Here is a 25,682-nt window from a genome sequence, read left to right as displayed (position 1 = left end):
CCGCCTGTTGATCTCGATCAGAATTCGAGTCGAAGGACTGGCGCACAATGTCGGACTGATCAAGGGAACTGCCGCATGGGAATCGGGATTTCAAGCTTTCGCCGTAGCCACGTCCGCATCGCGGTCGCGTTCGCGCTGGCGGCGATCGGGTCCGGCGCCAACGCCGGGGAGCCGGTCGAGGCGAAGTACATCGCACCGGCGACTTACCGGTTTTCCAATGGCCTGGAACTGCGTGCCAGCGGCAACCTCGCCTATGACTACAACGATTTTTCCGGCGAGGCCTACGACGGGGCACAGCTGACTGACGAGGACGGGTTCCGTCGCAAGGAGTTCGGAGTCACGCTCGCGAAGAAGGGCGTGTTCGAGGCCACGGTCAATTACGAGTTCCAGGCCGATGTCTGGCAGGACGTAAGCCTGCGCGTGGAGACCAAGGCGCTATCCGGGCACGACTGGGGCAAGCTGCGCATCGGCCAGAGCAAGACGCCGGTTGGTTTCGAGGGCGTGACCGCCACGCGTGCGGGCAGCTTCCTCGAGCAGAGCCTGGCGACCCAGGCCATCTTCGAAGGACGTCGACTGGGCGTGGACTGGGCGCTGGAGCGGCCGAGCTATCTGGTCAATGCCGGCTATTACTTCCGCTCCGACCTCGAGGGCAACAACAAGGGCGACACGTTGGCGGCCCGCTCCGCCTGGACACCGCTGAAGAGCGAGACACAGGTGCTGCACCTGGGCGCCGCGGCCTCGGTCGAGCAGCCCGATGGCGAGGTCAACGGGCGCGGCATCGCGCTGGCGCCGTCGGTGCGCTGGCGCGCGCGTCCGGAGGCCGGCTTGACCGACCTGCGCCTGGTGGATTCGGGCACGCTGACGAACGTCGACAGCATCGAACGCGTGGGCCTGGAAGGTCTGTGGATCCAGGGCCCATGGTCAGTGCAGGGCGAGTACCTGCGCCAGCGCACGCAGCGCGACGGCGGGAGCGACTACGCGACCGATGGCTACTACCTGTTCGGCAGTTGGCTGGTGACCGGCGAGTCGCGCCGCTACAGCGGTGGCAATGTCGCCAACCCCCGGCCCAGCGGGCGCTACGGCGCGCTCGAACTGCTGGCGCGCTACAGCCACCTGGACCTGGACGATGCGGGCATCGCCGGCGGGCGCCAGAGTGACTGGACCCTGGGCGCAAACTGGTACTTCAGCGACTATTTCAAGCTTCAGGCGAACTACGTCGATGTGGATGCGCGACGCGCTGGCCTCGACGCCGATCCGGACATCTTCGAGGTCCGTGCGCAGTTGCAGTTCTGAAGGTGTGGCGACCGGGCATCGGTCGACCTGGGCCGAACTTGACCCTGATCAAGGCCGACGCCGGTGACGCTACCTAGGCTGTGTCGTACATCGCACGCTGGCGCAGTGCCGGCGTGTTTCACGCCACGGCAACGGAGATCCGCATGTCCACACACAACAGTCCCGCCACTCAGCCGCTGAATGAGCAATTGCTCGTCGATGCGCTGCGCAATGCCGACCCGGACGCCACTGTCAGCATCGAGAGCGCGACGGGCCAGCTCAACGTTTCGACCGTGCTAAGCCAGCACGACATCCTGGAAATACTTGGCGGGCTGGGGGTGCTGGCTGCTCCCACCGACAGCCATCCCGATGCAGGCCACCAGGGCGGGCAATGCTGCGGAAGTTGCGGGTAACCGTGGGCCGTGCAGTCCGGAAACCGTGTGGGGCAGCGGTCGCTGCCCCACTGTCGAGCCGCCTTCGCGGCTACTGAACGCGCTTGAACACCAGCGTGGCGTTGGTGCCGCCGAAGCCGAAGCTGTTCGACATCACCGTCGTACAGACCTGATCACGACTCTCGCGCACGATCGGGAAGCCCTCTGCGCGCGGATCGATGGTGTCGATGTTGGCCGAGCCGGCAATGAAGCCGTCCTCCATCATCAGCAGGCAATAGACCGCCTCGTGCACGCTGGCCGCTCCGAGCGAGTGGCCGCTGAGTGCCTTGGTCGACGACAGCGGCGGGATCGCATCGCCGAATGCCGCGCGAACCGCTTCCAGCTCGACCACGTCGCCCAACGGCGTCGAAGTGCCGTGCGTGTTGAGGTAGTCGACGGGACCGACGCCCTGGCCATCCAGTCCGGCCAGCGCCATCTGCATGCACCTGACCGCGCCTTCGCCCGAGGGTGCGACCATGTCGGCGCCATCGGAGGTCACGCCGTAGCCCACCAGCTCGGCGATGATGCGTGCGCCGCGGGCCTTGGCGTGCTCGTAATCCTCCAGCACCAGCATGCCGCCGCCGCCGGCGATGACGAATCCGTCGCGGTCGGCGTCATAGGGGCGCGATGCCGCAAGCGGGTTGTCGTTGCGATGGGTCGACAGCGCGCCCATGGCGTCGAACTGCGAAGTCATGCCCCAATGCACTTCTTCGCCGCCACCGGCAAAGACCACGTCCTGCACGCCAAGGCGGATGAGGTCGGCGGCCATGCCGATGCAATGCGCCGAGGTCGCGCAGGCCGCGGACACCGAATAGCTGTGGCCGCGAATGCCGAACGCGGTGGCCAGCGAGGCCGATACCGTCGAGCACATCGTGCGCGGCACCATGTACGGACCGATTCGACGCACGCCCTTGTTGCGCAACAGGTCGGCGGTTTCGATCTGCCATTGCGGCGAACCGCCGCCCGAGCCGGCGATCACGCCGGTGCGGACATTGCGCACCTGTTCCTCGTCGAGACCGGCGTCGGCGATTGCGTCCTGCATGGCCACGTAGCTGTAGGCCGCGGCATCGCCCATGAAGCGCTTGAGCTTGCGGTCGATCCGCGCATCCAGGTCGATGTGCGGCACGCCCGCGACCTGGCTGCGCAGCCCCAGCTGCTCGTATTCGGGAACGAAGCTGATGCCGGGACGTCCTTCGCGCAACGATGCGGAAACCGAAGCGCGATCATTGCCGATGCAGGAAACGATACCTAGGCCGGTGATGACTACCCTGCGCACTCAGAAGCCCTCCGTCGAGGTGAACAGACCGACGCGCAGGTTGTCCGCGGTGTAGATCTCGCGTCCGTCGACCGACATCCGGCCTTCGCCGATGACCAGCGCCAGCTTGCCGCGCATCACGCGGCGAATGTCGATCTCGTACTGGACCAGCTTGGCATTGGGCAGCACCTGGCCGGTGAACTTCACTTCGCCCACGCCCAGCGCTCGGCCGCGGCCGGGTTCGCCCAGCCACGGCAGGAAGAAACCGCACAGCTGCCACATCGCATCCAGGCCCAGGCAACCGGGCATCACCGGGTCGCCTTCGAAATGGCAGGCGAAGAACCACAGGTCGGGATTGATATCGAGTTCTGCGCGGATCACGCCCTTGCCGTAGCGACCGCCTTCAGTCGAAATCTCGGTGATGCGATCGAACATCAGCATCGGCGGAGCCGGCAGGCGGGCATTGCCCGGACCAAACATGGTGCCGTTGGCACATGCGAGCAATTGCTCGCGATCGAATGAGGAGGGACGGGTCATCTGGCTTCTGCTGCGACTTGGTAATCCGACAAGTGTCGTCGTCTGCATTGGTCGCTGCAATGACTGCGATCAAGCTTGAAAAACCGTACCGGCGCGTATGCAAGCCCGCGTAATGCCGCCGAGGCGCTGACGGCGTGCTCGACCTCCTGCCAGTGCGCTCCAGCCCCGTGGGCCATTCAGGCCCGGACCGCGCCCGGCAGCGAGGTGCGGCCGCCACAGTCGGTGGCCCAGCGGCCACTTTCCGGGACGACAGCAAGGGTCCCGGGCGTTGCCGGCCGGATCAGGCCAGCCAGAGGTAAAGCATGCCGAGCGGATGGTGCGCGCGTGCAATGAAATAGATCTGCGCGAACGCCAGCAATGCGGCGACCAGGAAACCGGCACGCGCGCGGCGGCTGCGGCCGTCACGCATCGCCATCACGCCGAGCACGATGTAGGTCACCACCAGTGCGACCTTGACCGTCAGCCAGCCGTTGGCGAACAAACCGCCCGGCAGGATCGTCAGCAGCATCATCGCCGCGGTCAGCAACACCGTGTCGATGCCGTAGCTTACGTAGCGCACCGGCGCTGCCATCGGCCAGCGCATGCCGGCCACGGCGGCACTGCCGCGCATGGCGAACAGTGCGCCGCTGCAGGTGATCGCGGCAATGTGCACCAGCTTGATCTGCGGATAGAACTCGATCATGGATTCGACTCGTATGGCACTCAGCCCGGTTGACCATCCGCGCGCGGGCTGAGGTAGATGACGCCGATTCGCGTGACCCAGGGCAGGAAGGCGATCAGCCAACCCGCGGCGGCCAGCACCTGCCAGGCCAGCACATCGGGCATGAGTTCGGCGGCCACGCGCATGGCGGCGACCACCTGGATCGCGATGAAGGCGAACCACGCCACCGGCGGCATCACCAGTGGCCGTCCGGAATGGCCTTGCGTCACGCGCGTCACCATGGCCACCAGCAGGCTGCCGAAGAATCCGATGAACAGTGCGTGCATCGGCGCACGGCCCAGCACGAATTCACCGGTGATCAGGTACGTGAGGCTTTGCGTGACATACAGCCCGAACGTCAGTGGCAGCCATGCCGTGCCGATGAACAGCACTGCCAACAAGCCGGGCATGCGCCCGCGTGGCCACCAGTGCCACAGGGCAATGACGCTGGCCACCAGCAGCGGTACATCCGCCAGCCACAGCCAGGCGTATGCGTGGCTCAGCTCCATCGCCAGGTGCACCAGCAGCAGTGCCCACATCGTCGCCAGCCACGCCATCGGTCGCCATGGCTGATAGCCGGGCACGACGTTGCCGGCGAAGAACGGGAACATCCGATGGGCGACGGTGATGTACACCGGCAGCAGCAATCCGATGCTGCCGACCTTGACGCTGAACATCACCCAGAATGGCGAAGCGCCCAGTGCGAACGCGATGAAGGCGGCAACGCCGACGAGGCCCAGGATCAGTCCGGCCAGGCACGACCAGGCGTGCCAGGTGCGGCCTTTTTCCAGCAGCACCTGGCGGCCGAGGATGGCAACGCCCGCGATCCAGCCGGCCAGGGCCATCCACAGACCGACCGTAAAGCCGACTTCCCAGCCGCAGGCACCCAACAGAATCGCGAGCTGCCCGCCCATCAGGCCTGCGCCGACCGGCACGTAGTGCCAGCGCTGCGGTGGGGACAGCCCCATCCAGCGCGGGAACACGGTCAGCAGGAAGCCGAAGATGAAACTGGGCAGCACCAGGTATTGCATGATGAATGCATGCAGCCAGCCGGCGTAGACCGGCGTTTGCGGCATCGTCCAGCCGCTCCAGCGTACCGATGCCATCCACAAGGCCCACCACAGCATCGCCAGCAGGAGATTGCCGGCGCCAATGAAGAACATCAGCCGATGGGGTGCCTGGACGAGGTGTCGGGTCGACAGGCCGGAAGCGGGAATGGGAGTGGGCTGGCGCATGGCGCGAGTGTGGACGCGCAGGGGCGGGGATGCCTTGATCTGGATCACCCGGAGTGTGTGCTCTTCCGCTCTGAAGAAAAAGGGCCGCAAAAGCGGCCCTTTCTCCCCAAGGTGCGTCCGGTTCAGCGGTGCGCCGGCAGCGCATCCAATGCCGCTTCGCGCTGAGGTGCAACCCACAGCCGCAGCACGAACCAGGCCAGCGAAACCGCGCCGACGCTGAAGATCGTGTCGCCAGGAACGCGCATCCACACCAGCATCTCGACGATCGGCTGCTGCATGAATTCAGCCGAACGTGCGTACCAGTAGCCGTGATCGAGCGCGGCGATCAGCTGCAGGATGCCGAGCGGCAGCAGCGTGAACAGCGCCATGCCGGCCAGGCCGAGGTTTAGCGCCCAGAAACTGGTCCGCAGCAGGCGTTCATTCCAGACCACGTCCGGTTTCAGGCCACGCAGGCAGAACAGCATCAGTCCAATGCCGAGCATGCCGTAGACACCGAACAGTGCCGTGTGGCCGTGCGTGGCCGTGAGGTTCAGGCCCTGCATGTAGTACAGCGACAGCGGCGGATTGATCAGGAAGCCGAACAGGCCCGCGCCTACGAGGTTCCAGAACGACACCGCGATGAAGAACATGATCGGCCAGCGGTAACGCTGCATCCACGGTGTCGCCTTGCCCATCTTGTAGCTGTGGTAGGCCTCGAAACCGACGTAGGCCAGCGGCACCACTTCCAGGGCCGAGAAGCTTGCACCCAGGGCGATCACCGCGGTCGGAGTGCCGGTGAAGTACAGATGGTGCAAGGTGCCCAGCACGCCGCCGGCCATGAACACGATCGTCGCGAACAACACCGCCACGGTCGCCGTACGCACCTGCAGCAGGCCCAGGCGCGTGAACAGGAACGACATCACGGCCACGGCGAAGACCTCGAAGAAGCCCTCGACCCACAGGTGCACCACCCACCAGCGCCAGTACTCGACCATCGACAGCGAGGTGTGCTCGCCCCACATCAGGCCGGCGCCGTAGAACAGTCCGATGGCGACGGTCGACAGGAACAGCAGCATCACGATCGAGCGCGAATCGCCGCCGTTGCGCAATGCCGGCCACAGTGAGCGGCCGACCAGGGTCAGCCACAGGCCCAGGCCGATGAACAGGAACCACTGCCAGAAGCGACCCAGGTCGACGTATTCCCAGCCCTGGTGGCCAAACCAGAAGTTCTTCTCCAGGCCGAGCTTCTGCATGACGGCGAGCCATTGCCCAGCGAAGGCGCCGACCACGATCACCAGCAGGCAGACCCACAGCACGTTCACACCCAGGCGCTGGAAACGCGGCTCGTGCCCGGAAATGGCCGGACCGATGTAGAGCCCCATGCCGAGCCAGGCCGTGGCGATCCACAGCACCGCCAGCTGCGTGTGCCAGAGGTGCGGGTCAGCGAATAGGGCAGCACATCGGCCAGGGCGAAGCCGTAAGCCTGCTGGCCTTCGACCTGGTAATGCGCGGTGATCGCGCCAAGCAGGATCTGGGTCAGGAACAGCGCCATCACGACCCAGAAGTACTTGGCCGTGGCCTTCATCGATGCGGTGACCTTGATCGCCGCCAGTGGATCGTTCTTGGGCAGCGCCGGCGCGAATTCGTCGCCGTGGTTGACGGCGTAATGCCAACCCAGCAGGCCGATGCCGGCGATCAGGAACAGCACGCTGAACACCGTCCAGACGAAGGCGCTGGACGGCGGCTTGTTGCCCACCAGGTCGTCGGCCGGCCAGTTGGAGGTGTAGGTGATGTCCGAACCGGGCCGCTCGCTGACCGCTGCCCACGCGGTCCACCAGTAGAACGCGGTCAGCATGCGGCGGTGCGCGGCATCGGCAACGGTACCGTCGCGCATCGCGTACGCCTCGCGCAGCCCCGCGGTGGCCGGGTCAGTGCCGAACAGGCTCTGATAGTGCGCCGCGACCTTGGCGATCGCGGCGACGCGGTCGTCATCCAGGCGGATGGTTCCGGTCGATGCGTCGTAGGTGTTGGTCCGCATCATCTTCTGCAGGCGGGCGCGGTAACCGGCCTGGAGGGTTGCGTCGAGATGTTTGTAGCTGTCGACGCCGGCTTCTTTCCGTGCCCAGCCGTCCATGACGGCTTCGGCTTCGCGGTGCAGCCAGTCGGCGCTCCAGTCCGGCGCGACGTAGCCGCCGTGCCCCCAGATCGAGCCCAGCTGCTGGCCGCCGATCGATTGCCAGACCTGGCGGCCGGTCTCGATGTCGGCGCGGGTGAAGATCGTTTCGCCGTTGGCGCCGACCACCTGTTCGGGCATCGGTGGTTGTTGGCGGTGGATTTCGCTGCCGACCCAGATCAGGACGGCAAACGAAGCGATGAGCAGGATCGCCAATCCTGCCCAAAGCTTGCGGGTGGAATTCATTGCGGCACTCCAGTGTTGGAACGGACGCGGCATGTTCTGCCTGCACGGCGTACCGGCTCCATGACGCAGATCAAGGCGGAGTGGATCGTCCCGGATGGAGCGCGAGGCAACTGCGGCCCGGCCGCTGCGCGGTCGCGATCAGTGGCGCAGTATCGTCAGCGCGAGCGCTTCCAGCCGCGGCATGTCGAGGATCTCGACGTCGCGCTGCTTGATGGCCAGCAGGCCATCGCGCTCGAAACGGCGCAGCACGCGGCTGACCGTCTCCGGTGCCTGGCGCAGGTAGTTGGCGATTTCCGTGCGCGACATCGTCAGCTGGAAGCGGCGCGGCGAGAACCCGCGCAGGGCCAGCCGTCGCGACAGCCCGATGAGGAAGGCGGCCATGCGCTCGTCGGCGGAGTGGTCGCCGGCAAACAGCGAGGCCACGCCGATGTCGCGGCTCATCAGCTTGAACAGGTGCTGTTGCAGATTGGGCAGCCGCGTGGCCAGCAGTGCGATGCGCGGGAACGAGAAACGGCACAGCATCACCGTGTCCAGGGCGACGGCGTTGCAGGGGTAGCGATCGTCGTGGATGGCGTTGAGGCCGATGACCTCGCCTGGCAGGTGGAAGCCCAGCACCTGCTCGCGCCCGTCGGCGTCGGTCATGTAGGTCTTGACGGTGCCGGCGCGCACGGCGGCGATCGCGCCGAAGGGATCGCCTTCGCGGAACACGTGCTCACCCGCGTGCAGCGGACCGACGTGCTCGACCAGCACGTGCAGCTCCGCCAGCGCGCTCTTGTCCATGCCCGACGACAGGCAGGCCTGGGAGAAGGCGCAGGTGGAGCAGAAAGTGAATGAATCGCCGTCGTCGGCCAGGATGCTGGCGTCGGTATGCGGAAACATGACGCCCGGACTCATGCGCAGGCTCCGTCCCGGATCACACGGTCCGCGAGAACTGCCCAGGAGCAGCGTCGGGCTGGCTGGGGAGGTATCGGTCGAAACACGAGGCAAGGATACGCAATAGCAGCCGGCCGCGGGAGGTGGCACGGATGTGGGTGGCGGACACGTCGACCAGCCCGTCGTGCTGCAGCGGTTGCAGGCGCTGCAGTGCCTGCCCGAAGTAGTCGGCGAAGTCGATGATGTGGCGGCGCTCGACCACGCCGATATCGATTTCGCCGTGGCACATCAGCTGCTGGATGACGTCGGCCCGGACCAGGTCGTCGGCGTCCAGGCGCATGCCGCGCCAGACCGGCAGGCGGCCTTCGTCGATGGCGCGTTCCCAGCTGGGCAGGTCACGCGGGTTCTGGCTGAAGCTGGCGCCGATGTGGCTGATCGCGCTGACCCCGAGGCCGATCAGGTCGCTGTCGGCACAGGTGGTATAGCCCATGAAGTTGCGATGCAGGCCACCGCGCGCCTGGGCCACGGCGAGGTCGTCTTCGGGCAGGGCGAAATGGTCCATGCCGATATAGACATAGCCCGCTTCGCCAAGGCGCTCGATCGCCCGCTGCAGCAATCCGAGCTTGACTGCCGGGGAGGGCAGGTCTTCGCTGCGGATACGCTGCTGCGGGCGAAACAGGGAAGGCAGGTGCGCGTAGCTGTAGATCGCCAGGCGATCCGGACGCGCGGCCAGGGTGATATCGAGGGTGCGTTCGAAACCCTCCGGCGACTGCAGCGGCAAGCCGTAGATCAGGTCCACGTTGACCGACCGCAGGCCATGCTTGCGGCACGCCTCGATGATCGCCAGCGTTTCCTCCACGCTCTGGATCCGGTTGACCGCCTGTTGCACCACCGGGTCGAAGTCCTGCACGCCGAGGCTGGCGCGGTTGAAGCCGGCTTCGGCGAGGATGCGGATGTCGTCGGGAGAAACGAATCGCGGATCGAGCTCGATCGAGCAGTCACGCTCGCCGCTGCGGGCGAACGAGAAGTGGCGGTGGATCACATCGACGACTTCGGCGATCTGGTCCGGTGCGAGGAAGTTGGGCGTACCACCGCCCAGGTGCAGTTGCGCAACCTCGCGATCGCGATCGAACAACGTCGACATCATCCCGATCTCGCGGTACAGCCGGGTCAGGTAGGCGGCACCGCGGGCCTTGTCGCGGGTGATGATGCGGTTGCAGCCGCAGTAGAAGCACGGGCTCGCGCAGAACGGTACGTGCACGTAGATCGACAGCGGGCGCGGAATCGGGTCGCCATTGCTGATGGCCGCCATCTCGCGCAGTTCGCTGGTCTGGAAGTCCGTGGAGAACTGGGGGGGCGGTCGGGTAGGAGGTATAGCGCGGCCCCGGCCGGTCATAGCGGCGCAGCAGGTCGGGGTCGAAGGCGGGAGACGGCGTGGCCATGGCAGAAGGCTAGGCCGGCAGCGCGATGACCGCCTTGATCCAGGTCAAAACTGGCGGCGGTCGATCCGGTAGACCACGGTATCCAGCGCCGTGACGCCTTCCTCGATGAACTTCGGTTGCTGCGCCAGGGATGTCGCGACGCTCCAGCGTGGCCACGTCCCAGTCGCGCCCATACAGCTCGCGCACCTCGGCCTCGCGCACGTCGAACGGCGGGCCATCCTTCTCGTGCTGCGGGTACTCCAGCGTGATCAGCAGACCGCGGCAGCGCCGTGGCAGGCGCGGATGGAGTTCGTGCACATAGCGCTGGCGCAGCGGCGCAGGCAGGGCGATCAGGGCGGCACGGTCGTAGACGGCGGTGCAGTCGGCAAGCACGGCCGCGTCCAGCGCGAACGCGTCGCCGCAGATCAGTTCGATGCCTTCGGCCACATAGTGGGTTCCGAACTGCGACTGGCTGACCTCGGGTTCGAGGCCGTTCTCGGCGAAGAACTCTTCCACGGCGATGCGTGACAGTTCGACGCCGAGCACGCGCAATCCCTGCGAAGCGAACCAGGCCATGTCCAGGCTCTTGCCGGCAAGCGGCACGAAGACTCGGCTGCCGGCTGCAACCTGCAACGAAGGCCAATGCTTGAGCAGCAGCGGCGTCGGCTTGTCCTGGTGGAAGCCGATCTGCTTTTCCGCCCAGCGCTGGTGCCAGAAGTCGGGTTGCATGGCTTATTCGACCGCCAGACCTTCGACCTTCTGCCAACCACGCGGCAACAAGCCGCCACGAGTGGCGCGTGCGCCGACGTAGGCATCGAGGTCCTTGAACGACAGCGACATCGTCCGCGCCCCGGACTTCACCACCAGCGTCGAACCCGGCAGCACGACCGCCACCGCGACCACGCGCTCGGTGCCGAGCTTGGCCTTGGGGATGTCGATCAGCTTGTTGCCCTTGCCCTTGTCGAGCTCTGGCAGTTCGCCAACCGGGAAGGTCAGCAGGTGGCCAACGTTGGTCACCACCGCGATGCGGCCCTGGTCGACGTCGCCGACCAGCGCCGGCTGGATGACCTTGGCGCCCGGCGTCAGCGACAGCATCGCCTTGCCGGCCTTGTTGCGGCCGGTGAGGTTCTCGAAGCGGGTGACGAAGCCATAGCCGTGGCTGGAGGCAAGCACGAAGCGGTGGTCGTTGTCGCCGCTGGCCAGCGCCTGGAACGACGCGCCCGGTGCCGGCGAGAAACGGCCGGTGAGCGGTTCGCCATTGCCACGCGCCGAAGGCAGCGAATGCACCACGGTCGAATAGGCGCGGCCGGTCGAATCCAGGAACGCCACCTGCTGGGTGCTGCGACTCTTCGTTGCCGCCAGCAGTTCGTCGCCGTCGCGATAGCTCAGCCCTGCCGCGTCGATGTCGTGGCCCTTGGCCGCGCGCACCCAGCCCTTTTCGCTGAGCACGACGGTCATCGGCTCGCTGGCCACCAGTTCGGTTTCCGACAACGCCTGCGCGGCGCCGCGTGCGACCAGCGGCGAACGACGTTCGTCGCCGAACTTCCTGGCATCGGCGATCAGTTCGTCCTTGACCAGCTTCTTGAGCTTGGCCTTGCTGTCGAGCGTGGCGATGATGCGCTCGCGCTCGGCTTCCAGTTCGGCTTCCTCGCCGCGGATCTTCATCTCTTCCAGGCGCGCCAGCTGGCGCAGCTTGGTCTCGAGGATGTAGTCGGTCTGCTCGTCGCTGAGCTTGAAGCGCGCCATCAGCACCGGACGCGGTTCGTCCTCGCTGCGGATGATGCGGATGACTTCGTCGAGATTGAGGAAGGCGATCAACAAACCTTCCAACAGGTGCAGTCGGCGCTCGACCTTGTCGAGGCGGTGCTTGAGGCGGCGCGTGACCGTGTCGGTGCGGAACGACAGCCACTCGCTCAGGAACGCCTTGAGGTTCTTCACCTGCGGGCGGCCATCGAGACCGATCACGTTGAAGTTGACCCGGAAGCTCTTCTCCATGTCGGTGGTGGCGAACAGGTGGCCCATCAGCTGTTCGGCGTCGATGCGGTTGCTGCGCGGCACCAGCACGATGCGGGTCGGGTTGGCGTGGTCGGACTCGTCGCGGATGTCCTCCAGCCACGGCAGCTTCTTGGCGCGCATCTGCGTGGCGATCTGCTCGATCACCTTGCCCGGCGAGGCCTGGTACGGCAACGCGGTGATGACCAGGTTGTTGCCGTCCTTCACGTACACGGCGCGGGCGCGCACGCTGCCCAGGCCGGTTTCGTACATGTTCAACAGGTCGGCGCGCGGGGTGATGATCTCGGCCGCGGTCGGGTAATCCGGTCCGAGCACGTGCTCGCACAGGTCGCGCGTGGTCGCGTCGGGATCATCGAGCAACCGCAGGCAGGCGCTGACGACCTCGTTGAGGTTGTGCGGCGGCACGTCGGTGGCCATGCCCACGGCGATGCCGGTGGTGCCATTGAGCAGCAGGTGCGGCAGGCGCGCCGGCATCCAGGTCGGCTCTTCCAGGGTGCCGTCGAAGTTCGGCGTCCAGTCGACCGTACCCTGGCCGAGCTCGCCCAGCAGCACTTCGGCGATGGGGGTGAGCTTGGACTCGGTGTAGCGCATCGCCGCGAACGACTTGGGATCGTCGGTCGAACCGAAGTTGCCCTGGCCCTCGACCAGCGGATAGCGGTACGAGAACGGCTGCGCCATCAGCACCATCGCCTCGTAGCAGGCGCTGTCGCCGTGCGGGTGGTACTTGCCGATGACGTCACCGACGGTGCGCGCGGACTTCTTCGGCTTGGCCCCGGCATTGAGGCCCAGCTCGCTCATCGAATAGATGATGCGGCGCTGCACCGGCTTGAGGCCGTCGCCGAGGAAGGGCAGGGCGCGGTCGAGGACCACATACATCGAGTAATCGAGGTAGGCGCGCTCGGCGTACTCGCGCAGGGGGATCTGCTCGAAGCCGTGGAAGGCCGGACGGACGGTTTCGTTCATGGGAAGGGCGATACGAACCTGGAATGAGTCGTTGGGCGGATTTTAACGTCGCACGTTCCAACCGCGCAGGGTGGCGCGGCTGTTGGCCGGGTCGCATGTTCTGCCTGCGTCGTCGCATTGCGAGCGACGCAGGGTGATCAGCGGTGCGCTTCGCCGTTGGCTTCAGGCGGGTTGCGTACCGAAAGCACCTGCAGGCGCGCGGTGCGGCCGCCTGGCAGCGGCCATTCGATCGAGTCACCTACATGCAGGCCGAGCAGGGCGCTGCCGATCGGCGCCAGGATCGAAACCTTGTCCGGGCTGCCATCGGCATCGCGCGGGTAGACCAGGGTCAGCTCGTGCTCTTCGCCGTTGGTCTCGTCGCGGAAGCGCGCGGTCGTGTTCATGGTGATGACGTCATCGGGCATCTGCCCCGGCTCGACGACCTCGGCCCGTTCCAGCTCCGCCTCCAGCGCCGAGGTGTCGATGCCCTCGGCGATCGGCAGCTCGAGCAGGGCCTCGATGCGCTCCACGTCGAGGCGCGACATCAGCAGGGGCGGGGGAATGGGGTGGTTCATGGATGGGGCTCCAATAGCAGCGCGGGCGACGCACCGGGTGCGCCGCCCGCCAATTAGTGATGTACGGCGACCATAGCCCCGAATCCGGGAGGCGGCAACAGGCGGCTTCCGGCGGATTCATTGAAGGTCCAGCGGCCATGGACATCCGTCATCCCGGCGAACGCCGGTACCCATTTTGCGGCTGCCTGCGACGCCGCCAAAAAAAATTGCTCACGAGGCGTTGACAAGGTGCCCGCCGCAACGCAACATACGCGGCCTCGCACGGCACAAACCGTTGCAGAGAGCCCAGGTGGCGGAATTGGTAGACGCACTAGTTTCAGGTACTAGCGGGTAAAACCGTGGAGGTTCGAGTCCTCTCCTGGGCACCACTTGCAAGACGGTCGAAATGCATCTCGACCGGATCGATGACCCGCCGACAGGCGGGTTTTTCGTTTCTGCGGCAGGGGCCGCATCCATGCCTTCGCGCATGTCCGGCGACGCCGCGTTCATGGCGATGTGCGACCATGGCTGAATGAGCAAGAAACCCCCGAGTCGCGGCAAGTCCGGCACCAAGTCCCCCTCGCGCAAGACCTCCGGCGCTCCCGCCAGGTCGGGCAAAGCCGGAGGGGCAAAGAAGCCCGCCAAGCGCCCTGGCTGGATGCCTGAACCGCCCCCGCATTTGCCCGCCCGCAGCGGAACCGGTGGCGGTGGCCCCGGTGGTTTCCACGACCCTTATGCCGAGCGCGAAGCCGCCCGCTACGCCGAGCCGATCGCCAGCCGCGAAGTGATCCTGCAGATGCTGGCCGATGGCGATGGCCCGATGCCGGCCGAGGAACTGGCCGAACGCCTGGGCCTGGCCGCACCGGAACGATTCGACGCACTGGGCAAGCGCCTGGGTGCGATGGTTCGCGACGGCCAGCTGCTGCGCAACCGCATGGGCGAATTCCTGCCGGCGCAGCAATTGGCGCTGGTGCCGGGCGTGGTGATCGCCAACCCCGACGGTTTCGGATTCCTGCGCCTGGAAGGCGGCGGCGACGACCTGTTCCTGCCGCCGATGGAAATGCGCAAGGCCATGCACGGCGACCGCGTACTCGCCAGCGTTACCGGCGTCGACCGCCGTGGCCGCCGCGAAGGCGCGATCACGCGCGTGCTGGAACGTCGCCTCAATCGTTTGATCGGTCGCTTCGTGCTCGAGGCCGGCATCAGCTATGTGGTGCCGGACGACCGCCGCATCCAGCGCAACGTGCAGATCCCGCCGGACGAGCGCCTGGGCGCGCAGAACGGCCAGCTGGTGGTCTGCGAACTGCTGCAGGCACCCGATCCGCAACGGCCGCCGATCGGCCGCATCCTGGCCGTGCTCGGCGATCGGCTCACGGCCTCGCTGGCGGTGCAGGCGGCGATCCACGGCCACGAAATTCCGCACGAGTTCCCGCAGGAAGTGCTGGACGAAGCCGCGGCCGTGCCGCTGACGGTCGACGCCGCCACCGCGGCGCAGCGCGTCGACCTGCGCGCGCTGCAACTGGTCACCATCGACGGCGAGGACGCCAAGGACTTCGACGACGCGGTCTATTGCGAGCCCAACCGCGACGGCTTCCGCCTGATCGTCGCCATCGCCGACGTTTCCAGCTACGTACGTCCCGGCACGCCGCTGGACGACGAAGCGCAGAAGCGCGCGACCTCGGTCTACTTCCCCGGCTTCGTCGTGCCGATGCTGCCGGAGACACTGTCCAACGGCATCTGCTCGCTCAACCCGAAGGTCGACCGCCTGTGCTTCGTCTGCGACATGCAGATCGACAGGAATGGCGAAGTCGGCGAGTCGAAGTTCTACGAAGCGGTGATGAACTCGCACGCGCGCCTGACCTACACCCAGGTCTGGAATGCGGTCGGCGAGGGCATCGCCGACGACGCGCGCGAGGAAGCACTGGGCCAGATCGGCTCGCTGCTGCCCAACATCCAGCGCCTGCACCAGCTCTACCAGATCCTGTCGAAGGCGCGCGAGCGCCGCGGCGCGATCGAATTCGAGTCCAGCGAAGTGCGCTTCGTCCTCGGCGCGAAGGGCGAGGTCGTCCAGGCCGGCATGCTGCAGCGTAACGACGCGCACAAGCTGATCGAGGAATGCATGATCGCGGCGAACGTGGAGGCGGCCAAGTACCTGCTGGCCCATCACGTGCCGGCGCCTTATCGCATCCACGAGCGCCCGCCGGAGCAGAAGTACGCCGACCTGCAGGAGTTCCTGAAGGAATTCAAGCTGCGCATGCCGCCGTGGGCGAAGGTCGAGCCGCGCGACTTCACCATCCTGCTGAAGAAGGTGCGTGAGCGCGCCGATGCCGCGCTGATCGAGTCGGTGCTGCTGCGCAGCCAGTCGCTGGCGGTGTACTCGCCCGACAACGTCGGCCACTTCGGCCTGGCGCTGGAGGCGTATGCGCACTTCACCTCGCCGATCCGCCGCTACCCCGACTTGCTGGTGCACCGCGCGATCAAGTACGCGCTGACCGGCGGTCGTCCCGAGAAGTACCGCTACTCGCCCAGCGAGATGGCGGCCCTGACGCTGCAATGCTCCGAGCGCGAGCGCCGTGCCGACGAGGCCGAGCGCGAGGTCGACGAGCGCTACCGTGCCGCGTGGATGGAGCAGCACGTCGGCGGCGAGTTCGACGGCGTCATCAGCGGCGTCACCAGCTTCGGCCTGTTCGTCGAACTCGACAACTCCAAGGTCAACGGCCTGATCCACGTGACCCAGCTGCCGCACGACTATTATCATTTCGATCCGATCCGCAAGACCCTCGCCGGCGAGCGCACCGGTCGCGAGTTCCGCCTAGGCGACCGCGTCAGCATCGTGGTGATGAAGGCCAGCGTCGAGGACCGCAAGATCGACTTCCGCCTGGTCGAGGAGCGCGGCGCCAAGCCGTTGCCGCCGCGCGGACAGCCGGCTAAACGCACCAAGAAACCCTACTGAAATCACACCCGGCGCGGCATCGGCCCGCCGGGCCATGAGAGAAAGCAATGAGTCAGAAGCAGTGGATTGCCGGCATCAACGCGGTCTCGGCCGCACTCGAGCACGATGCCGAGCACGTCCGTGAAGTGCTGATCGAGGCCGGCGCCAAGAACCCGCGCATCGTCGAGATCGAAGCCAACGCGCGGCGCATGGACATCGACGTGCGCCGGGTCGCCACGCAGGCGCTCGACGGCGTCGTCGGCAACCTGCGCCACCAGGGCGTGGTCGCGCGCTATGCCGCGGCCAAAACCTGGAACGAGAACGAGCTCGAAGCGCTGGTCGAAGCGGCCGAGGGCCGCGCGCTGCTGCTGATCCTCGACGGCGTGCAGGACCCGCACAACCTCGGCGCCTGCCTGCGCAGCGCTGCCGCCGCCGGTGTCACCGCCGTGATCATTCCCAAGGACAAGTCGGTGCAGGTCAACGCGACCGTGCGCAAGACCTCCGCCGGCGCTGCCGACAGCGTCGCGGTGATCCCGGTGACCAACCTGGCCCGCACCATGCGCGACCTGCAGAAGCTCGGCGTCTGGCTGTATGGCCTGGCCGGCGAAGCCGACACGTCGCTGTACTCGCTCGACCTGCGCGGCAACGTCGCGCTGGTGCTGGGTGGCGAAGCCGACGGCCTGCGCCGCCTCACGCGCGAGAACTGCGACCAGCTGGTCAAGATCCCGATGCCGGGTGCCGGCAGCCTCGGCGTGGAGAGCCTCAACGTGTCGGTGGCCGCGGGCGTGACGCTGTTCGAAGTCGTGCGCCAGCGCGGCGTGGCGAAGTAACGGCAACAAACACTAGGAAGCGGGGACGACCCCGCCTCTCCATGATCGCAAGGGGACGGCCCCACCTTGGATTGGAGACGTTGTCATGCCCTGGATCATTCTCGTACTCGCCGGCCTGTTTGAAGTGGGCTGGGCGATCGGCCTGAAGTACACCGACGGTTTCAGCAAGCTGTGGCCCACCGTCGGCACGGTGGCGGCGATGGCGATCAGCCTGGGCCTGCTCGGGATCGCGATGAAGTCGCTGCCGGTCGGCACCGCTTATGCGATCTGGGTCGGCGTCGGCGCGGTCGGCACCGTGATACTCGGCATCGTGTTGTTCAACGAGCCGGTGAACGCGCTGCGGATGATCAGCGTCGGCCTGATCATCGCCGGACTGATCGGATTGAAGCTGGCCTCGCCCTGAGGCCTCAGCTGGATGCAGGCGCCGGTGGTGGCATCACCACCGGCAACGGCTTCGGCCACGCATTGACGATCTTGCAGAACAGCTGCGCGGTGCGCTCGGTGTCGTAGACCGCCGAGTGCGCCTCTTCGCCGTTCCAGTCGAAGCCGGCCGCCTGCACGGCGCGCGCGAGCACGGTCTGGCCGTAGGCGACGCCGGCCAGCGTCACCGTGTCGAACACGCTGAAAGGATGGAACGGGTTGCGCTTGTGCCCGCTGCGCGCGACCGCGGCATTGAGGAAGTTGAGGTCGAAGTGGGCGTTGTGGCCGACCAGGATCGCGCGCTGGCAGCCGTGCTTCTTCGCCGCCGCGCGCACCGGTGCGAACACCGTCTCGAGCGCGGCGCGCTCGGGCAGGGCGGCGCGGAACGGATGGTCGATGTCGATGCCGGTGATCTCCAGCGACTTCGGATCTATCTCGGTGCCGGCCGCCGGCACGACGTGGCTGCTGGTGATCTCGCCGACCACCAGCAGGCCATTTTCATCCAGGTCGATGGGCGCCACCGCGATCTCGAGCAGCGCATGCCGGTTCCAGTCGAAGCCGCCGGTTTCGACGTCCACAACAACCGGCAGGAATCCGCGGAAGCGGCTCGCGAGCGTCGGATGGGCGGGAGAGGCGGGGGCCTTGGGGGTGAAGCCAGCATCGGTCATGGGCAAAAGCCTAGCAGACGCGCATATCAGCGTAGCCAGCGCCGGCCCAGCAGCGGTAGCACACCGGCAGCGGCCATCAGCGCCCCGGGCAACGGCAGCAGCATGGCCACCACCGGGCCGCTCACCAGCAGGACCAGACCCCAGCCCAGGGCATCACCCTGCGGTCGCGGTGACGGCATTGCCGCCAGTCGCGCCACCAGTGCATCGACGCTCAAGCGGCCTGCACCGTTGAAGATCAGCGGAACCAGCATCACCAGGAAGATCAGCGGCAGCTTGTAGTTGCCGGCGCCGGCATCGCTGATCGCATAACCCTGGGCCAGTTGCGCCAGGCCCATCCAGTCGCTTGGCCAATGCACGGCGGCAATCGCCACCACCGTCAGCACGAACAGCGAGGCGGCGAAGAACCGCGTGCACAGTCCGACCAGCAGCGCGATGCCACCGATCAGTTCGAACCAGGTCGCCATCGTCCAGCTCAGATCAGCCGGGATCCGGTCGAACGGGAACGGAAACGCCCCCATGATCTGCCCGAACCAGTTCTCGCCGTGCAGCTTTTCGCGTCCGGCTTCATAGAACTCCCAGGCCAGGATCAGTCGCAATCCCAGGGGCGCGATCCAGGCGCCGATGCCTTCCAGGCGGTTGCGCAGACTGGTCAGGCCGTTGTTGCTGTCGAACATCATGGAACTCCGTGCAGGACGACGCCGGCATGGCGTCAGTCCTTACAAGAGGCACCGATCAGGCCGATGGATTCGCGCGATGGACGCCAAGCACCACGCCGGTGCCGCGCATCTGCTCCAGCAGGGCGGTGCCTTGTTCGACGAATGCCGTGATGTCGTTGCTGCCGGCTTCGGCGGTGAGCGCCTGCAGCTGTTCGCGCCCGCTGAGTTCCGGTGTTTCGCCCAGTCGCTGGACGAGGCGAAAGGCCAACGGGCTGAGCTCGGAGAACCGCACCGTGCCGTCGTCGTCGCGACGCAGCAACAGCAGCGTGGGTGCCGCGGGAGGCTGGTCGGGCTGGAAGTCCGGCCCGATGCGGTGCACCGGCCAGGCGTACGCCAGCGGCCAGGCCAGCGGCGACAGTGCCGGCGCGCCGGCGAGCAGGTCGCCGTCGGGGTCGGCAGCGATGCCGTCGTCGACTTCGGCGATCTGCAATGCCAGTTCAACCCACTCGTAATGCGCCAGTTCCTGCAGGAACGGCGGATCACCGGCCTGCTCACTTTCGCTGCGCACTTCCAGGTAGCGCAGGAACTCGCGCGCGATCTCGGGAAACAGCGGCGTATGGCAACGGTAGTCGCGGTAGAAATCGCGCACCAGCGCCTTCCAGGCGTCCTCGCCTAGCAGCTTGCCGATGACCGGGAAGTTGCCGGACAACAGCCCTTCAATGTTGTTGAACAGCAGCTCGCGATAGATCGCCAAGCGGCGATCCTCGAAACCTTCGGGTGCCGGACTGGCTTGCGGGTCGCGCAGGTGCCGGGTCAGCGCGAACTGCTGCGCGCGCAGGCGATCGGGTGCCTCAGCCATGCGCGCGCCTGGCGTGCCGCGGCGACACGTCGTCCATCACCTTGCGGATGGTCGCCAGTTCGCCGACCAGTTCGGCATAGGGCGGGAAGTTGAAATCGCGCTCGAGCAGTGTCGGGCGCAGGCCGTGGAGCCGGTACGCCTCGCCGAGCAGCGACCAGACCGCGTCCTTGACTGCGGCGCCATGGGTGTCGACCTTGAGGTCGTCGGCTTCGTCGTAGTGGCCGGCGACGTGGATGTAGGCGATGCGTTCGCGCGGAAGCGCGGCCAGGAATGCGCTGGCGTCGTAGCGGTGGTTGATCGAATTGACGTAGATGTTGTTGACGTCGAGGAGGAGGTCGCAATCGGCCTCGACCAGTACGGCATTGATGAAGTCGATCTCGCTCAGCGCCGCCTGGTCGTCGTCGGCCGGGGCGGGAGCGTAGTAGGAGACGTTCTCGACCGCGATTCGGCGGCCGACGATGTCCTGGGTCTGGCGGATACGCGAGGCGACGTGCTGCACCGCTTCCTCGGTGAAGGGAATCGGCAGCAGGTCGTAGAGGTGGCCGTCATCGCTGCAGTAACTCAGGTGCTCGCTGTAGAGCGGCACGCGGTGCTGATCGAGGAAACGGCGGACGCGGTGCAGGAAGGTCTCGTCGAGCGGTGCCACGCCCCCGAGCGACAGCGACAGTCCGTGGCAGACCAGCCGATGGCGTGATGTCAGCTCTTCGAGCGCTTCGCCGAACTTGCCGCCCACGCCGATCCAGTTTTCCGGCGCGCACTCGAGGAAGTCGAAGTCGCCTTGCGGCGCCGACTGCAGCGGGCCCAGAAGGGCCCGCCGCAAGCCGAGGCCGGCGGCACCAGGATCAAGCTGGCCGATGCCGTCCGCGGTCATGGCTCAGGCCGAGCCACCGCACTTGCCTTCGCCGCACTTGCCTTCACCGGCCTTCTTCTTGTCCTTGTCGGCGCCGCACTTGCCTTCGCCGGTGGCCTTGGCTTCGTCTGCGCTGATGAAGCCGTCCTTGTTGGTGTCGTGGGCGGCGAACTTGCTGGTGTCGCCCTTGTGGGCGGCGCCGAACTCGGCCTTGGAAACCTTGCCGTCCTTGTCGGTGTCCATCTTCTCGACGCCGCAGCTGCCTTCGGCGGCCTTGTTGTCGGACGCGGCTGCGCCGGTGCCAAGCATGTAGCCAGAGGCCAGGTCGCTCATTGCGAACGCCGAGCCCGACAGGGCAAGACCGCCGACGATGGCGCCAAGGGCGAGGGCGATGGGCTTGTTGGTTTGCTTCGACATTTGTTCTCTCCTGCGGGGTGGTGGCGGAGGATCCGCCTTGGAAAACGGTCCGGGTCGAACTCGTCGCTAACCGGGCTTGCTGACAAGAGGCACCGGTAAGGCAAAACGATTCACTGGCTGAGGTACTCGCGTGCCAGTGCCCGCGCGCGATGCAGTCGTGATTTGACCGCTTCGCTTGTTAGCGTGAGGTGGTCGGCGATTTCGGCGATGGTCAATCCCTCCAGGTCGCGCAGTAGTACCACTTCCCTGTAGTGGGCGGGCAATGATTCCAGCGCGGCGGCGACATCGTGGCGCCATTCGGCCGGTTCCGGTGTGACCACCGGCAAAATGTCGTCTGTGACCGCGTCGCCGGTGAGCCAGCGGCGGCCGCGCTTGAGCCGATTGCACTCGCGCTTGACGATGCGGAATAGCCACGAGGTGAAGCATTCGAGGGATCGCAGGTCGCAGAGCTTGCGTGAAACCGTTATCAGGCTTTCCTGTACGGCGTCCTCGACGTCATTGATGACGCAATGGAATTCGGCGTAGCGGCGCAGGTCCTGGCGCGAACGGCACAGCACGCGCTCCAGTGCGAGGCAATCGCCCATGTGCGCCGCTTGCAGATCGCCATTGGCCATAAGTTGCTTCATGCCGCGGGGTTCTCCTGCCAGAGCTTGGGGCCGGGTGGGTGCCGGCGCATAAGCCATGAGTTGGGGAGAGGGCGGAATGATTCGGCGCGGGACATCAATTCACGCGGGTATTTAGAGTCCGTTCAGTTCCGCCGCTCGGTCGGGGCGATTGCTCGCCGGCCCCGTATCGGGGTGGAGTGAGCATGGTAGACAGCGTCCTGGCCTGCGGCTTTCCGGTCGAGGACGGCGGTGACACGAGGGGGTGGCCGGATTATTCACGGCCGCGGACCTGATGGTTTGCAAAAACAGCGACAGGAGCGAGCGGGCTCGCTCCTGCATTGGAGGCTGGCTGGTTACACCGCGCCGGTGGTGCTGCTGTCGTCGCGCTTCTCGCGCGGCGGCAGCAGTTCCTCGCCCCTGACCAGGAACCAGACGTTCTCGGCGATGTTGGTGGCGTGGTCGCCGATGCGCTCGATGTTCTTGGCCATGAACAGCAGGTGCGTGCAGGCGGTGATGCTGCGCGCGTCTTCCATCATGTAGGTCAGCAGCTCGCGGAACAGGGCCGTGTAGGCGATGTCGATCTCGGCATCGCGGGCGCGCACGCGCTGGGCCAGCTCGATGTTGTTGTCGCGGTAAGCGGCCAGCACGTCGCGCAGCTGCTGCACCGCCAGCGTGCCGATCGCGTGCAGGCCGCTGATGTGCGGCAACGGCGGCGACAGGTTCAGCGCGGTGGAGCGCTTGGCGACGTTGGCGGCATAGTCGCCGATGCGCTCGATGTCCGCCGCGATCCGGATCGCCGACAGGATCTCGCGAAGGTCGCGCGCCATCGGGCCGCGAAGCGCGAGCTTCATCACGTCGTGGCTGATTTCCTGCTCCATCGCGTCGATGGCTTCGTCGTTGGCGATGATGCGCTCGGCGGCCTTGTCGTCGCGACGCTGCACGACGTCGAGTGCGGCCTCGAGTTGCGAGGCGGCCATCTCGCCCATGCGCAGGGTTTCATTGAGCAGCCGGCGCTGCTCTTCGTCGTAGCTCTTGACGATGTGGTCGTGCATTTGGGTACTCATGTAGTTGTCCTGATCGAATGCATCAACCGAAGCGGCCGGTGATGTAGTCCTCGGTCTGCTGCTTGCTCGGGTTGGAGAAGATCGTTTCGGTGTTGCCGTGTTCGATCAGGTCGCCCAGGTACATGAAGGCGGTGAAGTCCGACACGCGCGCGGCCTGCTGCATGTTGTGGGTCACGATCGCGATCGTGTAGTCCTTCTTGAGCTCCTCGACCAGCTGCTCGATGCGGCTGGTGGAGATCGGGTCCAGTGCCGAGGTCGGCTCGTCGAGCAGCAGCACGTCCGGGCGCAGGGCCACGGCGCGGGCGATGCACAGGCGCTGCTGCTGGCCGCCGGAAAGGCCCAGCGCGCTCTGGCCGAGCTTGTCCTTGACCTCGTCCCACAGCGCGCCCTGGCGCAGGGCATGTTCGACGCGGTCGTTCATGTCGGCCTTGGACAGCTTCTCGTGGTGGCGGATGCCGTAGGCGACGTTCTCGAAGATGGTCATCGGGAACGGCACCGGCTTCTGGAACACCATGCCGACCTTGCTGCGCAGCCGGTTCATCGGGTAGCGAGGGTCGAGGATGTTGTCGCCGTCGAGCAGCACCTCGCCCTTCGCTTCCAGCTTGGGGTACAGCGCATAGATGCGGTTGAAGATGCGCAGCAGGGTCGACTTGCCGCAGCCCGAAGGTCCGATCAGCGCGGTGACGCGCTTTTCCGGGATCTCGAGGTTGATTTCCTTCAGCGCATGGAACTTGTCGTAGTAGAAGTTCAGTCCGCGCGCGGCGAGCTTCACCGGTGCCGCTGCGGCGCTGGCGCGCTCAGGCGTGGCGACCGTAAGGCGTGAGTCGTTCATGGCCGGAGTCCGGGCGATTCGGGAGGGCGTGAGGTCAGTCATGGCTGATCTTGTTTCGAAGCACGATGGCGCGGGCCACCAGGCTTATGAGGAGGACGAACACCGTGAGGACCAGCGCACCGGCCCACGCCAGCACCTGCCACGATTCGTAGGGACTGCCGGCGAACTGGTTCATCACCACCGGCACACTGGCCATCGGCTGGAGGACGTTGGTGCTCCAGTACTGGTTGCCGAAGGCGGTGAACAGCAGCGGCGCGGTTTCACCGGAGATGCGCGCCAGTGCCAGCAGCACGCCGGTGACGATGCCGGCCGAGGCGCTGCGGTACAGCACCTGCACGATCACCTTCCATTGCGGCACGCCCAGCGAGAGGGCGGCTTCGCGCATCTGCGCCGGCACCAGCCGCAGCATTTCGTCGGTGGTGCGAACCACCACCGGCAACACGATGAAGGCCAGCGAGATCGCGCCGGCGAGCGCCGAGAAGTTGCCGCCGGACTGCATCACCACGAGGGTGTAGACGAACAGGCCCAGGACAATCGACGGCGCCGACAACAGGATGTCGTTGACGAAGCGGACCACGGTGCCGATCTTGCGCGCGTTGCCGTACTCCGCCAGCCAGGTGCCGGCGGCAATGCCGAGCGGCGTGCCGATAAGGATGGCGATGGCGCACATCACCGCGCTGCCGAAGAAGGCATTCATCAGGCCGCCTTCCTGCATCGGCGGCGGCGTGTTCTGGGTGAACAGCGCCAGGTTCACGCCGCCGATGCCCTTGGCGATCAGCGTCCACAGGATCCAGCCGAGGAAGAACAGGCCGAACAGGGCGGCCGCGCAGGCCAACACGATGGAGACGGCGTTGACGATGCGACGCCTGCGGTAGAGGCCATCGGCGACGCGGTGGTCGGTGGCCTTCAGGGTCTTGGCGGTGGTGGCGGTCATGGCCATTAGTTGCCTTCCTTGCGCGACAGCTGCATCAGCATCAGGCGGGCAATGGCCAGCACGACGAAGGTGACGATGAACAGCACGAAGCCGAGCAGCAGCAGCGCGGAGCGATACGTTTCGGTGGCTTCACCGAAGTCGTTGGCGATCAGTGCGGCGATGGTCGTGCCCGGCTCGAGCAGCGAGGTCGAGAAGTTGACGCTGTTGCCGATGACGAAGGCGACGGCCATGGTCTCGCCGAGCGCGCGGCCCAGGCCGAGGAAGACGCCGCCGATCACCGCCGAGCGGGTGTACGGCAGGACGATGTCCCAGCTCACTTCCCACCTGGTCGAACCCAGCGCGTACGCCGATTCCTTCAGTCGCGTCGGCACGGTCAGGAAAACCTCGCGCATCACCGAGGAGATGAACGGGATGACCATGATCGCCAGCACGATGCCGGCGGTGAGCATGCCGATGCCCAGCGGCGGACCCTGGAAGAACTGGCCGATCACCGGCCAGGTGCCGAGGTTGTCGTTGAGCCAGGGCGTGACGTACTCGGTCATCACCGGCACCAGCACGAACAGGCCCCACATGCCGTAGATGATCGACGGGATGCCGGCGAGCAGTTCGATCGCGGTGCCGATGGGGCCGCGCGCCCAGCGCGGCGCGACCTCGGTCAGGAAGAAGGCGATGCCGAAGCTGACCGGTACCGCGATCAGCATGGCGATGATGGCGGTGACGATGGTGCCGTAGATCGGCACCAGCGCACCGTACTTGTCCTCGACCGGATTCCATTCGGTGGTGATGAAGAAATCCAGTCCCGACGCGGCCAGCACGTGGCGACCGCCCCACAGCATCGACAGCGCGGCGCCGGCCAGGGCGATCAGCACGAAGACCACCGTGCCGGTCAGGATGTAGCGGAACAGCTTGTCGTTGCGCGCGTCGTGGTGATCGCGCGAACCGGGCACTGCCGCGGGGATGGTGGTGGCGGACATGGGTCAATCC

The 25,682-nt window shown here is 66.3% G+C and carries 24 protein-coding genes, 1 tRNA gene and 2 pseudogenes; 6 read left to right on the top strand and 21 right to left on the bottom strand.

Annotation, left to right across the window (positions count from 1 at the left end; all coding sequences use genetic code 11):
• Positions 1 to 75: 75 nt before the first annotated feature.
• Together HIV01_RS07365 and HIV01_RS07360 are read left to right on the top strand one after the other, a co-directional pair.
• The gene (locus HIV01_RS07365; RefSeq protein WP_200605890.1) at positions 76 to 1,293 is read left to right on the top strand and encodes an OprO/OprP family phosphate-selective porin; all 1,218 of its coding nucleotides are present in this window, start codon (positions 76 to 78) and stop codon (positions 1,291 to 1,293) included.
• 143 nt (positions 1,294 to 1,436) lie between these two features.
• Entirely contained in the window at positions 1,437 to 1,685 is a 249-nt protein-coding gene (locus HIV01_RS07360; RefSeq protein WP_200605887.1) for a hypothetical protein, read from the top strand.
• Between the two features lie 70 nt (positions 1,686 to 1,755).
• Here the strand turns inward: HIV01_RS07360 and fabB are convergent, their stop codons facing one another.
• From fabB to rnk, 11 genes and pseudogenes are all read right to left on the bottom strand, one after another.
• Complete coding sequence (fabB, locus tag HIV01_RS07355; RefSeq protein ID WP_200605885.1) at positions 1,756 to 2,979, bottom strand: beta-ketoacyl-ACP synthase I; 1,224 nt, start codon at positions 2,977 to 2,979, stop codon at positions 1,756 to 1,758.
• The gene (gene fabA, locus HIV01_RS07350; protein WP_200605882.1) at positions 2,980 to 3,495 is read right to left on the bottom strand and encodes a 3-hydroxyacyl-[acyl-carrier-protein] dehydratase FabA; all 516 of its coding nucleotides are present in this window, start codon (positions 3,493 to 3,495) and stop codon (positions 2,980 to 2,982) included. It abuts the gene before it with no gap.
• 280 nt (positions 3,496 to 3,775) lie between these two features.
• Positions 3,776 to 4,177, bottom strand: coding sequence for a SirB2 family protein (locus HIV01_RS07345; RefSeq protein ID WP_200605871.1), 402 nt, complete (start codon positions 4,175 to 4,177; stop codon positions 3,776 to 3,778).
• Positions 4,178 to 4,197: 20 nt separating this feature from the next.
• Positions 4,198 to 5,430, bottom strand: a complete 1,233-nt coding sequence (locus HIV01_RS07340; protein WP_200605869.1) for an NnrS family protein — start codon at positions 5,428 to 5,430, stop codon at positions 4,198 to 4,200.
• 122 nt (positions 5,431 to 5,552) lie between these two features.
• Positions 5,553 to 6,821, bottom strand: coding sequence for a cbb3-type cytochrome c oxidase subunit I (locus HIV01_RS18315; RefSeq protein ID WP_425600262.1), 1,269 nt, complete (start codon positions 6,819 to 6,821; stop codon positions 5,553 to 5,555).
• Positions 6,728 to 7,828, bottom strand: coding sequence for a hypothetical protein (locus HIV01_RS18310; RefSeq protein ID WP_425600261.1), 1,101 nt, complete (start codon positions 7,826 to 7,828; stop codon positions 6,728 to 6,730). The genes HIV01_RS18315 and HIV01_RS18310 overlap by 94 nt, the downstream gene beginning before the upstream one ends.
• 138 nt (positions 7,829 to 7,966) lie before the next feature.
• Entirely contained in the window at positions 7,967 to 8,722 is a 756-nt protein-coding gene (locus HIV01_RS07330) for a helix-turn-helix domain-containing protein (protein ID WP_200605866.1), read from the bottom strand.
• Positions 8,723 to 8,741: 19 nt separating this feature from the next.
• Positions 8,742 to 10,143: pseudogene (gene hemN, locus HIV01_RS07325) on the bottom strand (oxygen-independent coproporphyrinogen III oxidase).
• Between the two features lie 44 nt (positions 10,144 to 10,187).
• A pseudogene (locus tag HIV01_RS07320) lies at positions 10,188 to 10,851 on the bottom strand (thiopurine S-methyltransferase).
• Positions 10,852 to 10,854: 3 nt separating this feature from the next.
• Positions 10,855 to 13,098, bottom strand: coding sequence for a DNA topoisomerase IV subunit A (gene parC / locus HIV01_RS07315; protein WP_200605856.1), 2,244 nt, complete (start codon positions 13,096 to 13,098; stop codon positions 10,855 to 10,857).
• 137 nt (positions 13,099 to 13,235) lie between these two features.
• A complete protein-coding gene (gene rnk, locus HIV01_RS07310) occupies positions 13,236 to 13,652 on the bottom strand; it encodes a nucleoside diphosphate kinase regulator (RefSeq protein ID WP_200605855.1) in 417 nt (138 codons plus the stop codon).
• Between the two features lie 283 nt (positions 13,653 to 13,935).
• Between rnk and HIV01_RS07305 the strand changes: the two genes are divergently transcribed.
• The 4 genes from HIV01_RS07305 (at position 13,936) to sugE (ending at position 17,796) form a co-directional block, all read left to right on the top strand.
• Positions 13,936 to 14,020: transfer RNA gene (locus HIV01_RS07305), tRNA-Leu, on the top strand.
• A 143-nt stretch (positions 14,021 to 14,163) separates the two neighbouring features.
• The gene (gene rnr / locus HIV01_RS07300; protein ID WP_200605854.1) at positions 14,164 to 16,584 is read left to right on the top strand and encodes a ribonuclease R; all 2,421 of its coding nucleotides are present in this window, start codon (positions 14,164 to 14,166) and stop codon (positions 16,582 to 16,584) included.
• Positions 16,585 to 16,631: 47 nt separating this feature from the next.
• Positions 16,632 to 17,393 carry a 23S rRNA (guanosine(2251)-2'-O)-methyltransferase RlmB gene (gene rlmB, locus HIV01_RS07295; RefSeq protein WP_200605847.1) on the top strand — a complete coding sequence of 254 codons (762 nt, stop codon included), beginning with the start codon at positions 16,632 to 16,634 and terminating at the stop codon, positions 17,391 to 17,393.
• Positions 17,394 to 17,478: 85 nt separating this feature from the next.
• Positions 17,479 to 17,796 carry a quaternary ammonium compound efflux SMR transporter SugE gene (gene sugE / locus HIV01_RS07290; RefSeq protein ID WP_200605839.1) on the top strand — a complete coding sequence of 106 codons (318 nt, stop codon included), beginning with the start codon at positions 17,479 to 17,481 and terminating at the stop codon, positions 17,794 to 17,796.
• Between the two features lie 4 nt (positions 17,797 to 17,800).
• On the opposite strand, the gene rnt is transcribed toward sugE, so the two are convergent.
• From rnt to pstC, 10 genes are all read right to left on the bottom strand, one after another.
• Positions 17,801 to 18,481, bottom strand: coding sequence for a ribonuclease T (rnt, locus tag HIV01_RS07285; protein WP_200605828.1), 681 nt, complete (start codon positions 18,479 to 18,481; stop codon positions 17,801 to 17,803).
• Positions 18,482 to 18,507: 26 nt separating this feature from the next.
• Positions 18,508 to 19,155 (bottom strand): HvfX family Cu-binding RiPP maturation protein, encoded by a 648-nt coding sequence (locus tag HIV01_RS07280; RefSeq protein ID WP_200605826.1) that lies wholly within the window; start codon positions 19,153 to 19,155, stop codon positions 18,508 to 18,510.
• Between the two features lie 58 nt (positions 19,156 to 19,213).
• Entirely contained in the window at positions 19,214 to 19,996 is a 783-nt protein-coding gene (locus HIV01_RS07275) for an HvfC family RiPP maturation protein (RefSeq protein WP_200605824.1), read from the bottom strand.
• Positions 19,989 to 20,867, bottom strand: a complete 879-nt coding sequence (locus HIV01_RS07270) for an HvfB family MNIO-type RiPP peptide maturase (protein ID WP_200605817.1) — start codon at positions 20,865 to 20,867, stop codon at positions 19,989 to 19,991. The genes HIV01_RS07275 and HIV01_RS07270 overlap by 8 nt, the downstream gene beginning before the upstream one ends.
• Positions 20,868 to 20,870: 3 nt before the next feature.
• The gene (locus HIV01_RS07265; RefSeq protein WP_200605815.1) at positions 20,871 to 21,263 is read right to left on the bottom strand and encodes an HvfA family oxazolone/thioamide-modified RiPP metallophore; all 393 of its coding nucleotides are present in this window, start codon (positions 21,261 to 21,263) and stop codon (positions 20,871 to 20,873) included.
• Positions 21,264 to 21,373: 110 nt separating this feature from the next.
• Positions 21,374 to 21,877: an RNA polymerase sigma factor gene (locus HIV01_RS07260; RefSeq protein WP_200605813.1), complete on the bottom strand. Its 504-nt coding sequence runs from the start codon at positions 21,875 to 21,877 to the stop codon at positions 21,374 to 21,376.
• A 344-nt stretch (positions 21,878 to 22,221) separates the two neighbouring features.
• A complete protein-coding gene (gene phoU, locus HIV01_RS07255) occupies positions 22,222 to 22,932 on the bottom strand; it encodes a phosphate signaling complex protein PhoU (protein WP_200605811.1) in 711 nt (236 codons plus the stop codon).
• A 22-nt stretch (positions 22,933 to 22,954) separates the two neighbouring features.
• Complete coding sequence (pstB, locus tag HIV01_RS07250) at positions 22,955 to 23,764, bottom strand: phosphate ABC transporter ATP-binding protein PstB (RefSeq protein ID WP_200605809.1); 810 nt, start codon at positions 23,762 to 23,764, stop codon at positions 22,955 to 22,957.
• 34 nt (positions 23,765 to 23,798) lie between these two features.
• Positions 23,799 to 24,698: a phosphate ABC transporter permease PstA gene (gene pstA, locus HIV01_RS07245; RefSeq protein WP_200605807.1), complete on the bottom strand. Its 900-nt coding sequence runs from the start codon at positions 24,696 to 24,698 to the stop codon at positions 23,799 to 23,801.
• Between the two features lie 5 nt (positions 24,699 to 24,703).
• Positions 24,704 to 25,672: a phosphate ABC transporter permease subunit PstC gene (gene pstC / locus HIV01_RS07240; protein WP_200605805.1), complete on the bottom strand. Its 969-nt coding sequence runs from the start codon at positions 25,670 to 25,672 to the stop codon at positions 24,704 to 24,706.
• Between the last annotated feature and the right edge of the window lie 10 nt (positions 25,673 to 25,682).

The organism is Lysobacter arenosi, from assembly GCF_016613475.2.
In the GTDB taxonomy this organism is placed as follows: Bacteria; Pseudomonadota; Gammaproteobacteria; order Xanthomonadales; family Xanthomonadaceae; genus Lysobacter_J; species Lysobacter_J arenosi.
This window is presented reverse-complemented; position numbering and strand designations above follow the sequence as displayed.